The sequence below is a fragment of the Candidatus Marimicrobium litorale genome (assembly GCF_026262645.1).
GTDB classification, from domain to species: Bacteria; Pseudomonadota; Gammaproteobacteria; order Pseudomonadales; family Halieaceae; genus Marimicrobium; species Marimicrobium litorale.
In genome coordinates this window covers 1,555,106-1,567,989 of the sequence record NZ_SHNO01000001.1, presented here as the reverse complement: position 1 = coordinate 1,567,989, position 12,884 = coordinate 1,555,106, and the positions used below count along the sequence as shown (strand labels likewise).

At 54.9% G+C, this 12,884-nt stretch carries 11 protein-coding genes; 10 read left to right on the top strand and 1 reads right to left on the bottom strand.

Translation table 11 applies throughout. From position 1 onward, the window contains the following. Nucleotides 1-36: 36 nt before the first annotated feature. A complete protein-coding gene (locus EYC82_RS07005; RefSeq protein ID WP_279248825.1) occupies nt 37-2,250 on the bottom strand; it encodes a TonB-dependent receptor in 2,214 nt (737 codons plus the stop codon). 290 nt (nt 2,251-2,540) lie between these two features. On the opposite strand from EYC82_RS07005, the gene EYC82_RS07000 reads away from it, so the two are divergent. The 10 genes from EYC82_RS07000 (at nt 2,541) to EYC82_RS06955 (ending at nt 12,876) form a co-directional block, all read left to right on the top strand. Then, on the top strand, nt 2,541-3,365 hold the full coding sequence (locus EYC82_RS07000; protein ID WP_279248824.1) for an enoyl-CoA hydratase-related protein: 825 nt from the start codon (nt 2,541-2,543) through the stop codon (nt 3,363-3,365). Nucleotides 3,366-3,741: 376 nt separating this feature from the next. After that, nucleotides 3,742-4,743 (top strand): haloalkane dehalogenase, encoded by a 1,002-nt coding sequence (locus tag EYC82_RS06995; protein ID WP_279248823.1) that lies wholly within the window; start codon nt 3,742-3,744, stop codon nt 4,741-4,743. Nucleotides 4,744-4,871: 128 nt separating this feature from the next. Further along, complete coding sequence (locus tag EYC82_RS06990; protein WP_279248822.1) at nt 4,872-5,528, top strand: enoyl-CoA hydratase/isomerase family protein; 657 nt, start codon at nt 4,872-4,874, stop codon at nt 5,526-5,528. A 54-nt stretch (nt 5,529-5,582) separates the two neighbouring features. Then, nucleotides 5,583-6,659 carry a DUF2855 family protein gene (locus tag EYC82_RS06985; RefSeq protein ID WP_279248821.1) on the top strand — a complete coding sequence of 359 codons (1,077 nt, stop codon included), beginning with the start codon at nt 5,583-5,585 and terminating at the stop codon, nt 6,657-6,659. A gap of 233 nt (nt 6,660-6,892) precedes the next feature. Continuing rightward, nucleotides 6,893-7,330: a DUF1330 domain-containing protein gene (locus EYC82_RS06980; RefSeq protein WP_279248820.1), complete on the top strand. Its 438-nt coding sequence runs from the start codon at nt 6,893-6,895 to the stop codon at nt 7,328-7,330. Then, nucleotides 7,327-9,003: a sulfatase gene (locus EYC82_RS06975; RefSeq protein WP_279248819.1), complete on the top strand. Its 1,677-nt coding sequence runs from the start codon at nt 7,327-7,329 to the stop codon at nt 9,001-9,003. The genes EYC82_RS06980 and EYC82_RS06975 overlap by 4 nt, the downstream gene beginning before the upstream one ends. Before the next feature lie 13 nt (nt 9,004-9,016). Beyond that, a complete protein-coding gene (locus EYC82_RS06970; RefSeq protein ID WP_279248818.1) occupies nt 9,017-9,619 on the top strand; it encodes a hypothetical protein in 603 nt (200 codons plus the stop codon). 12 nt (nt 9,620-9,631) lie between these two features. Then, nucleotides 9,632-10,675 carry a glutathione S-transferase family protein gene (locus EYC82_RS06965; RefSeq protein ID WP_279248817.1) on the top strand — a complete coding sequence of 348 codons (1,044 nt, stop codon included), beginning with the start codon at nt 9,632-9,634 and terminating at the stop codon, nt 10,673-10,675. Between the two features lie 27 nt (nt 10,676-10,702). Beyond that, nucleotides 10,703-11,650, top strand: coding sequence for an NAD(P)H-dependent flavin oxidoreductase (locus EYC82_RS06960; RefSeq protein ID WP_279248816.1), 948 nt, complete (start codon nt 10,703-10,705; stop codon nt 11,648-11,650). A gap of 11 nt (nt 11,651-11,661) precedes the next feature. After that, the gene (locus tag EYC82_RS06955; RefSeq protein ID WP_279248815.1) at nt 11,662-12,876 is read left to right on the top strand and encodes an acyl-CoA dehydrogenase family protein; all 1,215 of its coding nucleotides are present in this window, start codon (nt 11,662-11,664) and stop codon (nt 12,874-12,876) included. Nucleotides 12,877-12,884 lie beyond the last annotated feature (8 nt).

Sequence of the window (12,884 nt, the reverse complement as noted above, 5' to 3'; positions counted from 1 at the left end):
GCCACGCATTATCGCGCGGCCCCATTCCTGGATCTACTAGAAGCTGTAGCGAGCGGTAACACCCCAGGTTCGCGGTGCTTCGAGAAACTGCGCCTCGGTGCCCGAATAGGCAATAGGTGCTGCAGAGAGCAGGGAGTCGGACTCATCGGTGGCGTTTTTGACCCATACGGCTGCATCCCAGGTTTCATTGCGCCAGCCCAGTCTGAGATTCAGCAGATTCTTGTCCTGCTCCACCGAGTCGACCTGATAGGTCGGGTTGGTGAAGTAGTCACTCATGAAACTGTAGTCAGCCCGCAGGTAGGTCACGCCCTCTGCAAGAGGCAACAGCAGGGTCGCCGAGAGATTGCCGCTCCAGTCTGGGGCGTAAGGCACGTCGAACCCATCTTCATCAAGTTGGCCATCGGTATATTTTGCGTCGAGGTATTGCAAACCACCGCTGAGCATAAGGAATTCCCATGGTATTGCAGAGAAATTCAAATCTACCCCCGCGCTGGAGCCCTTCGCGGCATTGCTCACAAACGTACCTACCCCTGCCGGTTGTTGTGCGAGAAACTGTAAATCATCAAACACCGTGTAGAACACCGTAGCATTCACTTGCAGGCGGTTGTCGAACAGTTGTGACTTGACCCCCAGCTCGTAGTTTGTCGTGTCTTCGTCATCAAATTCTCGCGGCGCGCCCTCACCGGCAACGCCGTTGAAACCACCTGACTTACTGCCTGTTGACACGGAGGTGAACAGCATTGTCTCCTCGGTCGCAAAAAAGGTCAGGTTAGCGAGTCCCGTAAAACCATCGGAATTACGGCTAAAGCTGTCATCGACGGGTGCAAAAGCGATCTGTACAAGCGCACTACCGGCGGCGGCGGCCGCAGCGGTGGAGAAGGGCTGTGTCAGCAGGTCAGCGTCCTTGTCTTCGGTGGTGTAGCGCAACCCGAGCGTGGCCGCCCACGATTCGTTGAATTCGTAAGTGGATTGTCCAAATACGGCAAAACTTTCAGTCTCCCACTTATTGTTAAACAAGACCGTATCGCCAGGCTGGACAATGGCCGCGAACCCCGGCCCCAGGCCTGTTTGCGCGCCACCGACAGGAATAATGTCATCGCCAATAACAACGGGTTCTCTGTTAGGACCGCCTCTGGTGCGCTCTTCGTAGGCGTAAAATGCGCCCACCATATACTGCAGGGGCCCATCCAGCTCGCTGGTCAGGCGCAGTTCCTGTGAATACTGCTCGCCCGTGTATTTATCATCCACGAGGCCAAGGATCGCGAGTTGGGAACGATCGGCATCGGTCGACGTTGTATAGTCATAATCATTCCAGGCCGAGAGGGAGGTGACGGTTGCCTGAGCAAGTTCATAGTTCAGCACGATGTTGACGGCATCTGCTGTGAGGTCAAAATTGGACTCTATGTCTACATTGTTTTTGTAATCAAAGGCGTCGTTTTTGAGGACCGGCAGCCCCTGGGCCACGAGTTGATCGGTCACTGCCGCTGTTTGTGTGGCGTCTGCGCCACAGCAGCTGGTATCCCGATCAACATGGCTGGCGGTCAGTTGAATACTGAGTGCGTCCGTGGGCAGCCACAGCAGCTTGCCCCGTGCATTCCAGTCGTCCAGGGCATTGAGGTCATCGCCCACCTCGTTTTTTAGCCAGCCATCGCGATTGTGCCAACTCCCCGCGACGCTGTAGGCCAGCGAGTCTGTCAATGGACCGGTTAAGGACCCCACGTAGCGTTGCAGGGAGTAGTCGCCCAGGCTTGCCTCAACGAAACCCTCCGTTTCCTCGAGGTTAGGTGATTTTGTCGTCACGCTGATCGCGCCGGCGTTGCTGTTTTTGCCGTACAGCGTGCCCTGGGGGCCCTGCAGTACCTCTATGCGCTCGATATCCGTCAGGTCGGACATTCCCAGTCCGGAGCTGCCCATGTAAACGCCGTCCACAAGAAATGCGACGGATGCCTCAAGGGCCGGGTCGTTTTGTGATGTACCAAAGCCGCGAATGCGCAATGCGGTAGCGAAAGGGTTGACGTTTGTTGAGACCGTTAACGAGGGCACCAACGCTGCCACGTCGCCGATATCAGTGACGCCGGCTTCCTGAATGGTCGTCTCAGACAGCGCGTTAACGGAGATCGGCACGTCCTGCAGGCTTTCTGCGCGCTTGGTCGCGGTAACGATGACTTCTTCTAGCTGGCTTGTTTGGGCAGGAGCGCTGGTGCCGAGGAGGGCCAGTGCCAAGAATGCAATGGGGCCATTCGTTCTCATCGTGATTTCCTCTAACTTTAAAGTATGCTGTTTTTATAATGCCATACATTGTGGCATATTATTATGGCACAATATATGGCATAAATGCATGCGCGGCAAGTCTGAATTTCGTGCGAGTCCAAGGGGTGGGGCCGTGATGGCAGGAGGATTAATGGTTGCTGGCAGGTAGTTTGCCAGAGGACAATCTGAACCGGCCTAGCTTTTACTTCGCTGACAAGCGCGGTAAATAACAACGCCGCGGGGCAGCGACTCGGTTTTTTTGAGCATAACGAGAAAGGAGTTTAGAGACGATGGCATTTTCAAATTCAGTGTTGAGTATCGAAATAAAGGAGCATATTGCGACACTGTGGCTGGACCGGCCGGAAAAACGCAATGCCATGTCACATGAGATGTGGCGCGGTTTCCCGGATGCAATGAAGGCGATCGCAAGCGAGCCAGAGGTGCGCGCCGTCATTATTGCGGGCCGTGGCAAAAGCTTTTGCGTGGGTATTGACCTGGCTGATCTCGGCAGTGGGCCCGGAGGGGAAGAGCCGGAATCAGGTGCGGCCGCCAATCTGAGGCAGATAGAAATTACGCAGGCATTTCAGGCCGCCATCACATCCATTGCGGATTGTCCGCTTCCCGTGATCGCCGCTATCCATTCCCATTGCATTGGTGCTGGGATGGATTTGGTGACTGCCTGCGACATTCGACTCGCCGCCGAAGATGCGCTATTTGGTGTACGCGAAACAAAAATCGGCATTGTGGCTGACGTTGGAACATTACAGCGGCTGCCGGGCATCGTCACCAATGGCCAAGTAGCGGAACTGGTTTACACCGGTAAAGATATCGATGCCAGACGTGCGGAAAAAATTGGCTTGGTGAATGACGTTTATGTCGACGCCGCGGCAGTACTCGCGGCTGCCGAGGCGATGGCCTCTGAAATAGCCAGCAATGCACCGCTGGCGGTTAAGGGCAGTAAATTTATATTGCAACAGGGGGAAGACCTGACCAAGGAGCAGAGCCTGTTGCTCAATGGTCTTTGGACGATGACCACGACGCTCAATTCCAATGACCTGACCGAGGCGATGCACGCGTTCGTGGAAAAAAGGCCCGCTAAATTTACGGGTAGTTGACTCTGTAGAGCCGTCAACGAAATAAGCAGGCAGATGGCATTGTTTCCCGCCTGATTGATGAGAGCAGTCACAGTGAATAACGCCTTTTTGTCTATCGAAACGCGTTATGCTGTTTATTGGAACGGTACGGCCCGGTGCCCGCATTGTTGCTAATCCTTGCAGGACGAGAGCGGGTGTTGGATGGGCCGGCGGCATGGCATCACGCCTGAGTTTTGTCCGGAGATCATTGTATTGACATAAATTGTGCCATATTATGCCGGTATGAAATGCGTCAGCAATGTCTGTTGTCTTATGGAACACCCAGAGACGTCTGCTGGCGTCACGCCATGCGGTAGGGCAAGTCCCGCCGTAAATTGTAAGAGGATGTTGCCGCAATATGCAGTTTAAACGAAGCCCCGACGAGCGATTTGAAAACCTGCTGGATTATCCTTTTCAGCCTCACTATCTTGAAGTGGACGACACAGAGGGTGGTCGGCTTCGCGTTCACTATCTGGATGAGGGGCCCTCCGATGGTGATGTGGTGTTGCTGATGCACGGGCAGCCCGTCTGGAGTTATCTCTATCGACACATGATTCCACCGCTCGTCAGTGCAGGCTTCCGCGTGGTCGCACCGGACCTGGTAGGGTTTGGTCGCTCGGATAAGCCGACCCGTGTTGAAGACTACACCTACGCCCGCCACGTGGCCTGGATGAGTGATTGGTTGACACAGCTGAATCTCTCGAGCGTGACGGTATTTTTTCAGGATTGGGGCAGTATGATTGGATTGCGTCTGGTTGCGGCTTTTCCTGACAGGTTTGCGCGGGTCGTTTTGGCTAACGGCACAATGACGGCAGGGCCTGTGCCAGAAGAGGCGGTGGAACCGCTGCGCGCGGCGTACGAGAGCATGCCGGTGGTAGCGGCCTCTGAACTCGATGCGCGTTTTCGCGATAAGTCCGGATTGCCCGGTATTCTTTTTTGGCGCAAATTCTGCGCTGAGAGCCCACAACTGCTGGAAATTGGCAAATCTTTGGACGCTATCGGCAGTGCGTCTTCTGTTTCAGAGGAGGAGCGCCGGGCGTTCGACGCGCCGTTCCCCGATGAGTCTTTTCTGGCGGGCGCGCGACGTTTTCCCAGCCTGATACCGATCTTCCCGGATGAGCCCGAAGTGGCCGAAAATAAGGCGGCCTGGGAGGTCCTCAAGCGGTTCGACAAGCCCTTTATGTGTGCTTTTTCAGACGACGATCCGGTAACGGCTGGCGCTGACAAGCCGTTTCTTGAAAAGGTGCCCGGGTGTCAGGGCGTTGTGCACAGGACGATTGGCCCAGCGGGTCATTTTTTACAGCAGGACCAGCCGGAGCAATGTGTACAGGCGATTCTCGATATTTGTGGTCGAACATGATCTCGACGATTGGGCACGAACGGTCGCGTCTGCCAAAGCGGACTTCGGAAGGAGGTCCTACCGGCTTTATTTTCGGCACCCGCAGTGCATCCCGCACGGTGCAGACCTGTTGAGTGAAGAGATAAAACATGATTGAACACAAAAAAGAGGGTGACCTTCATCTCGTTATCATGCACTCGAACAGTATTTGTTCCGAGTGGCAGGATCACATGCTTAACATTCTGGACACTATTGAAGGTGATTGTGACCAGGGTGCAGCATTGGTGTTGACCGGCGTCGGTAAATCGTTTTGTAACGGACTGAATCTGGAAAAATTGATGGCGCTCCCGCCAGAGGAGCACAAACCGTTTGGTCTGAAAATGAACGAGATTCACAGCCGCTTGTTGGTATTGCCATGCCCTACGGTGGCAGCAATGAACGGCCATGCGTTCGCTGCTGGTGCCTTTTTGGCTCTGTCGCTGGACTATCGCTTGATGCGAGAAGACCGGGGCTGGTTTTGTATCTCGGAGGTTGATGTTGGTGTTCCCATTCCAGCTGCGATGATGCAAATGCTGCGTGGCAAGTTATCGCCCGTGACGGCTCGCGACGCTATATTGACGGGTAAACGCTATACAGCGGATGAGGCAATCGCTGCGGGCATCGCAGATGGCAAGGCCTCGACAGACACGTTGCTGGATCACGCAAAGCAGTTGGGGAATGATCTGTCCGGCAAGGAGCCCGGCATTTTCAAGACCTTGAAGCAAACCTGGTTCGGGCCTATGGCGGAGGCCCTGATCTCGAACTAACACGATTTTTTTAAACGTCAGCATCACGATTTTTAATAGCGTATGGGCCGAACCATGAAAGTGACTGAACTCTGGGTTGATAAAAGTAATTTCAGGAATACGCGCAGTGTGGAGGCCGCTCAGCCTAGGTTGGGTGACGGTGATGTGCGGGTTGCCATCGACAAGTTTGCCATTACGTCCAACAACGTCGGCTATGCATTTTCCGGCGAGATGATCGGTTATTGGCGGTTTTTCCCCACGGGCGAGGAACCCTGGGGCAAGGTAACCGTTTGGGGCATGGCCGACGTGGTGGAAAGTAACTCATCAGAGATCGACGTGGGTGAGCGACTGTATGGCTTTTTTCCCATGAGTAGCCAGGTGGTATTGACACCCGGACGGATCAAAGACGAGTACTTTATGGATGCTGCATCGCACCGTCAGGAGCTGCCCGCGCTGTACAATCAGTATTCGCGCACGAAAGCTGAGCCCGCTGAATTGCAAGCCATTGAAGATGCCCGCTGTGTCTTCTTCCCGCTATTTGCCACGGGTTTTGTGATTGCCGATTTTCTGCACGACAATGCGTGGTTTGGAGCGAATCAGATACTCATTGGCTCTGTGTCGTCCAAAACCGGCTACGGTCTTGCAAAATTCCTCAATGCAAACGGTTACGCAGGCCAGGTAATTGGCCTTACCTCGGCGCATAATCGCGCGTTTGTAGAGGCTCTCGGTCTGTGTGATCAGGTCGTGACCTACGACAGTGTCGATACACTTGCTGATGTCGCGTCCGTGTATGTCGACATGTCGGGTGATGGTCCCCTGCGAGCACGGTTGCATCACCACCTTGGCGACAACATGGTAAATAGCCAGATTGTTGGTGTGACACACTGGGAGGCGAAGCCCGCCGAAGACAACCTACCCGGCAGCCAGCCGGTATTTTTCTTTGCACCCGCACAGATCGACAAGCGCAACGCCGACTGGGGCGCTGGCGTGCTGACGGAGAAAGCTTACGCCGCCAGCACGGCGCTTGCTATGCAGTTGCAGACGCTGGTGAGAATGGAGAGCCACAGTGGTGTCGAGGCCTGTGCTTCTGTGTGGCGCGACATGCTCGATAACAAGATTTCAGGTCAGCAGGGCATTATCGTCTCGTTGTGAGGTTGAAGCTGATGACGAAACGATTTCACAAGCGGGCGTGTTTACAGACCATCTTCGTCGAGATGACGGGATCTTCCCAGGGATGAAGGCTTTTTGCTGCTTGATGACAACACGGGAGATTTTTCGCAGATCTGCGTAGGTGACGGATATTGCGGTTTTGGCCCTGGTCGTCGCGATGCTACAAAATCTGTGGAACGAAACACCTGTAACGAACGAGTGCGGAGGACATAATTATGGAAGTCAATAACAAGGTATATCCCAATGAGGCGCAGATAAAAGGTTTTCTTGAGCCGGACGCGCAGGGCCCAATCTGTATGGTTAATTTATTGAAGTTTAAACAAGTCGCGGAGTATGAAGATGGCCGTGATACCAGCCTCACCGGTGAGGAGGCGTATCGTTTATACGAACACGGCGTAAAAAAACTTCTTCAGGGAGTCGGTGGCTGCATTGGCTTTGAGGGAGAGGTTGAGCGATTAGCGCTGGGCGAGGTCGAAGACCTTTGGGATTTGGTGGCGCTGGCTGTGTGGCCTTCACGTCGAGTAATGTTGGAGGTGATGCAGTCAAAGGAAATGCAGGAAATCTCCGAACATCGAAGCGCGGGCCTCGCAGGCCAACTCAATATAGAAACCACTCAATTTGAAGGGCAGTGGTTGGACAGGGAGGCTTCATGAAGAAAATTATCGTCTCACTCGGTGTCATTCTGATAGCGCTGGGTGCGGCCGCCTGGCTAAAGCGTACCGATATCATACTGGCTCTTGCCAAATACCAGTCGAGCCAACGGTATGCGGATATCGGACCGGCTCGCGACGTTTCCTGGCAGCAGGGGCCAACCGCGGCGGCGGAGCCGATGAGCGAACGGCCGCCCAATATTATTCTGATCGTGGCGGATGACCTGGGTTACAACGACATATCCACCTTCGGCGGAGGTGTCGCCGGGATGCAAACACCCGGCATTGATCGCTTGGCCGCTGAAGGCGCCGTATTCACGCAATCCTATTCCGGTGCGAGCACCTGTGCGCCGTCCCGCGCGATGATTATGACGGGACGCTATCCCACCCGCACCGGTTATGAGTTCACACCGACACCTGATGGAATGATAAAGATCGTTTCCGCTGTTAGCGAAAGTATGGACAGTGGTTTGCCGCCCTCTGCGTACAACGAGGCACTGGAGGCGAGTCAGCCCCCTTATGAACTCAAGGGTCTGCCGCCCTCAGAGGTAACCATCGCTGAAACGCTCAAGGAGAAGGGTTACTACACCGCCCACATCGGCAAATGGCATCTGGGTCGTACCAATGGCATGGCGCCCAATGAGCAAGGTTTCGATGACAGTCTGCTAATGCATAGTGGCCTCTATCTGCCGGAGGACGACCCTGCTGTGGTAAACGCGAGGGTAGCCTTTGATCCGATTGATCAATTTCTGTGGGCAGGAATGGGCTTTTCAGCCACGTTTAATTCGGGAGACGATGATCCCTTTAAACCCGGTGGCTATCTGACCGATTACTGGACCGATGAGGCGATCAAGGTAATTGAGGCGAATAGAAATCGCCCCTTCTTTCTCTACTTGGCGCACTGGGGTCCACACACTCCGCTGCAGGCAACGCGCGATGACTACGATGCGTTGGGCGACATACAGCCGCATCGCAAGCGTGTGTATGCGGGTATGATTCGGGCTGTGGACCGAAGCGTGACGCGTATTCTCGCTACGCTCGAGTCAGAGGGCATTGCTGACAACACGATCGTCATTTTTACCAGCGACAACGGGGGCGCCGGCTATATCGGTATTGACGAGGTGAACAGCCCGTACCGCGGTTGGAAAATCACAATGTTCGAGGGCGGCATTCGAGTGCCTTTGTTTGTGAAGTGGCCGGCAAGGATTGCCGCGGGCACCCAGGTTGACACGCCGGTTGCCCACATCGATGTGATGCCGACACTGGCCGCCGCTGCGGCCGCTCCCGAGCCAGAAGGCGTTGAGATTGACGGTGTGGATATTCTGCCGCTGGTCACAGGCGAAGCCGACGAGGATTGGGGTCGTGAAACCCTGTTTTGGCAAAATGGCCATTATCAAGTGGTGCGGCATGGTGACTGGAAGCTGCAGGTCAATGACCGCGTGACTGACGGTCTGCAGAAGTGGCTTTATAACCTCGCGGTTGACCCCACCGAGCAGAACAATCTGGCGCTACGTCGTCCTGAAAAACTCAAAGAGCTCAGCCAATTGCTGGCAGCGCATCAGGCTGCCTCCAGAGGGCCATTATTTGAGTCTATTGTCGAAATGCCTGTGATGGTCGACAAAACCCTCGCCGAGCGTTTCGAGCCGGGCGATGAGTACGTATACACACCAAACTGATCAGGGAAAATTTTTGGCTTCGTTACAGAGCATGATGCAGGCGCACTTACCGGAAGGTGGTGTCGCTATACCTTACGGCCGTAATACACACATAGAGGTTGTCGACGTCGCGACCGGGCAGGTGTGGATGAGTGTGCAGCCGGTTACGAGAGTCGAATCTGACAGACTGAAGTCAGGGCTGGATGATTCCCTGCAAGTGGTGGGGATAGGCACAGCTTCGATGGATGCGGCCTTGTTCCGCTATTCACCTGAGGGCGACGGTGAACCGGTGCGCGAGCGCGACATTGGTGGACGACGCTTTATCAATGTGGCTCTGCCGGGCGAACCCAGAATACATGCCGGGGGCATGATGCAGATGGCGGTGAATAAAGCCCATGTAGTGGGCTTCGAGGCGGGTAGGGCGCTGACTATCATGCGCCTGCCCGATGGGGACTTTGTAGAAATAGTCGGTAGCCCGCTCCATGACAACGAACTACCGCTGCCTGACGGGGCGAGACTGCAAAAAATTGTATTGAGAGAACCCTGGGTTCTGGAGCTACCCACGCCAACGATTGCCTTTTTCTGTAACTGTTCTGGCCTGCGCAGCTTCCAGGGGCCAGTAATTCTGCCTATTTAATGAGGGGATAAGATGACAGCGCGAGAATCCATACAATTGGCCGGTGCGACCGGGTCGCCCTACACGCGCAAGATGTTGGCGCTTCTGCGTTATCGCAGAGTGCCCTATCAGATCATATGGGGAGATCCGGGGCAGGTTTGCGATGCAAAGGGTGTCATTAAGCCGAAGCCTACGTTTCATCCTACTTTTTTTTTCAGGGAGCAGAATGGAACCGCTGCCGTATGTGACTCCACACCCATAATACGACGACTTGAAGAGGACTATCCCGGGCGATCTGTACTGCCAGGCGATCCGGCGCTGGCGTTTATAGACTACTTGATAGAAGATTTTGCGGACGAGTGGTGCACCAAATATATGTTTCACTACCGCTGGTATGGTAGTGACGATGCGGACAACGCCGGCACGTTATTGCCACTGGGCGTGGATGTCAGTCTCCCGAGAGAGACCCATGAGCAATTCAAGACGATCTTTACCGACCGCCAGGTTGGACGGCTTTATGTAGTGGGTTCCAATGATGTAACGGCGCCGGTCATTGATGCCAGTTATCGCCGCTTCCTCGCTGCCATGGAGGCGCACCTCGCGCAACAACCGTTCCTGTTGGGGAGGCGGCCCGCAGCGGGTGATTTTGGTCTCCACGGCCAGTTGACCCAGCTGGTGCACTTCGACCCCACGCCGCGGGCCATCGCGCACGAGATATCCCCACGCACCGTAGCGTGGGTAGCGCTTATGGAAGACCAGAGCGGTATGGAGCCCGAGGAGGCGGATTGGCTCAGTCTGGACGAGCAACCAGACACTTTACGTGGACTGATGAGCGAGATTGGACGTGTTTATGCGCCAGCACAGTTGGCCAATGCGCGCGCGGTGCAGGTGGGAGAGAAAACATGGGAAAGTGAAATCGATGGTGTGCCCTGGACCCAGCAGACATTCCCTTACCAGGCCAAGTGTCTTAAGTGGACTGTTGAGCGTTATCGCGCCCTTGATGACGACGCGCGAGCCAGAGTGGATGCATTGCTTGAGGGCACCGGTGTTGAGTCAATGCTCTCGACTACCGACTAACACTTTTTCAGAATATGAAGAAACACTATGCCAGCTAAACCGATCAAGAATCGCGTCACTGAGATGACGGGCACTGATTACCCTATCATTCAGGCCCCCATGGGCTGGATCGCGCGTGCGCAACTCGCTGCGGCAGTCAGTAATGCAGGTGGGATGGGCGTGATCGAAACGTCGTCTGGGGAACTCGATAATATCCGTAACGAAGTCGCGAAGATGCGTGACCTCACCGACAAGCCATTTGGCATGAATGTCGCTCTGTCCTATGTCAAGGGTACCGATATCGTCGACTTTGTCATCAAGCAAAATATCCAGTTCGTCACGACCTCATCGGGCAGCCCCAAAGTCTGTACACAGGATTTTCAGGAAGCTGGTATCAAGGTTTTCCACGTGGTGCCCACGCTCGAAATGGCGCTGAAAGCCATTGACTGTGGCGTAGACGGTCTTGTGGTTGAGGGCGGAGAGGGCGGCGGTTTTAAAAACCCCAGTCCGGTGTCGACAATGGTTCTGCTGCCTTTGATCCGCTCCCGCACGGACCTACCGATCATCGCCGCTGGTGGGATGTGCGACGGCCTCTCCATGGCGGGCGCGTTCGCTATGGGCGCCGAGGGCGTGCAGATGGGGACGCGAATGCTCAGTTGTTCTGATTCACCCGTGCACAGCAATTGGAAGGACGCGGTGGTGGCGGCGAAGGAGACCGATACCGTGTTCCTGAATCAGCAGTCTCGACCGGCGCTGCGTGCGCTGCGCACCCAACGTACCGAAGAGCTTCTGCCGCTGGGAGCCTTCAACGCATACGAGCATATGTCGGATCTTCCCGCGTTGTATTTTGGCGGCGATATGGAAGCGGCGATACCACTGTCCGGCCAGGTGGTAGGACGTATCGATGAAGTGAAAAGTGCCGAGGATATTGTGCAAGATACAGTGAAAGGTTTTTACCAAGTGATGAATCAATTAGCGATTAACTATGGTGATTGAGGCCGTGTTTTATGGGATTTGAAATCAGTGAAAAAGTCATGGAGTTGAATGCCAGATTAGAGGCTTTCATGGTGGAGCATATCTACCCGCGAGAGCACGACTGGGATGAATTTTGTCTGAATCAGGACAACCTGTGGAAGACACCGTCGTGGTATGACGAATTGCGGGAGAAGGCGAAGGCGGAAGGGTTATGGAACCTGTTCTTACCCAAAGAGTATGAACCCTGGAGCCCCGGTCTCAGCAATGTGGAAATCGCGCCTCTGTTTGAGACGATGAGCAAAGTGACGTGGGCTCAGAGTGTCTTCAACTGCAATGCGCCAGACCGCGGCAATATGGAAGTGTTGGCAAAGTACGGTACGCAAGAGCAACAGGAGCAATGGCTTAACCCATTGCTGGCCGGAGAGATTCGCAGTGCTTATGCCATGACAGAACCACAGGTCGCGTCATCCGATGCCACCAATATGGAGCTGGAAATCAAGCGCGACGGCGACGAGTACGTGTTGAACGGGCGTAAATGGTGGACAACAGGTGCGGTCAATCCGCGTTGTAAAATTATGTTGGTCATGGGCAAGTCTAATCCGGAAAATGATCGGCATCGGCAGCACTCAACGATCCTGGTGCCGCGTGATACTCCCGGTGTAAAGCTGGTGCGCGAGCTACGTGTATTCGATAGCCTGCATTCTCCGGGCGGCGAGGCAGAGCTGCTCTTTGACAACGTGCGCGTTCCGGTAGCCAACATGATCAAGGGTGAGGGTTGCGGTTTTGAGATCGCGCAAGGGCGATTGGGTCCTGGCCGGTTTCAGTATGCAATGGGCTTGGTAGGCGCAGCTCAGCGTTGTCTTGAGCTGATGTGTGCCCGTGCGCAGGAGCGTGTTGCATTTGGCGAGCCCCTGATCAAGAAGACCAGCGTACAGCACGAAATCGCCCGATGCAGATGCGACATAGAACAGTCCCGGCTGCTGACATTTCAGGCGGCTCACGTCATGGATACCCAGGGCATGAATGCGGCCAGAGCCTATATCAGCATGGTTAAAATTGTGGCACCCAATATGGCGCAGCAAGTGGCAGATCGGGCGATGCAGGTGCTGGGCGGAATGGGTGTCAGTCAGGACACGCTGATACCGCATGTGTTTACGCTGGCGCGTTTTTCACGTATCGCGGATGGGCCGGACGAAGTCCATATGTCGCAACTTGGAAAGCTGACCGCACGAGAAATAAACAGCTGAATGTCGGC

Bases quoted from the DNA above. Each gene is read 5' to 3' on its own strand.
- EYC82_RS06995 (WP_279248823.1), top strand. From the start codon at position 3,742: ATGCAGTTTAAACGAAGCCCCGACGAGCGATTTGAAAACCTGCTGGAT.
- EYC82_RS07005 (WP_279248825.1), bottom strand. From the start codon at position 2,250: ATGAGAACGAATGGCCCCATTGCATTCTTGGCACTGGCCCTCCTCGGC.
- EYC82_RS06980 (WP_279248820.1), top strand. From the start codon at position 6,893: ATGGAAGTCAATAACAAGGTATATCCCAATGAGGCGCAGATAAAAGGT.
- EYC82_RS06975 (WP_279248819.1), top strand. From the start codon at position 7,327: ATGAAGAAAATTATCGTCTCACTCGGTGTCATTCTGATAGCGCTGGGT.
- EYC82_RS06985 (WP_279248821.1), top strand. From the start codon at position 5,583: ATGAAAGTGACTGAACTCTGGGTTGATAAAAGTAATTTCAGGAATACG.
- EYC82_RS06990 (WP_279248822.1), top strand. From the start codon at position 4,872: ATGATTGAACACAAAAAAGAGGGTGACCTTCATCTCGTTATCATGCAC.
- EYC82_RS06965 (WP_279248817.1), top strand. From the start codon at position 9,632: ATGACAGCGCGAGAATCCATACAATTGGCCGGTGCGACCGGGTCGCCC.
- EYC82_RS06960 (WP_279248816.1), top strand. From the start codon at position 10,703: ATGCCAGCTAAACCGATCAAGAATCGCGTCACTGAGATGACGGGCACT.
- EYC82_RS06955 (WP_279248815.1), top strand. From the start codon at position 11,662: ATGGGATTTGAAATCAGTGAAAAAGTCATGGAGTTGAATGCCAGATTA.
- EYC82_RS07000 (WP_279248824.1), top strand. From the start codon at position 2,541: ATGGCATTTTCAAATTCAGTGTTGAGTATCGAAATAAAGGAGCATATT.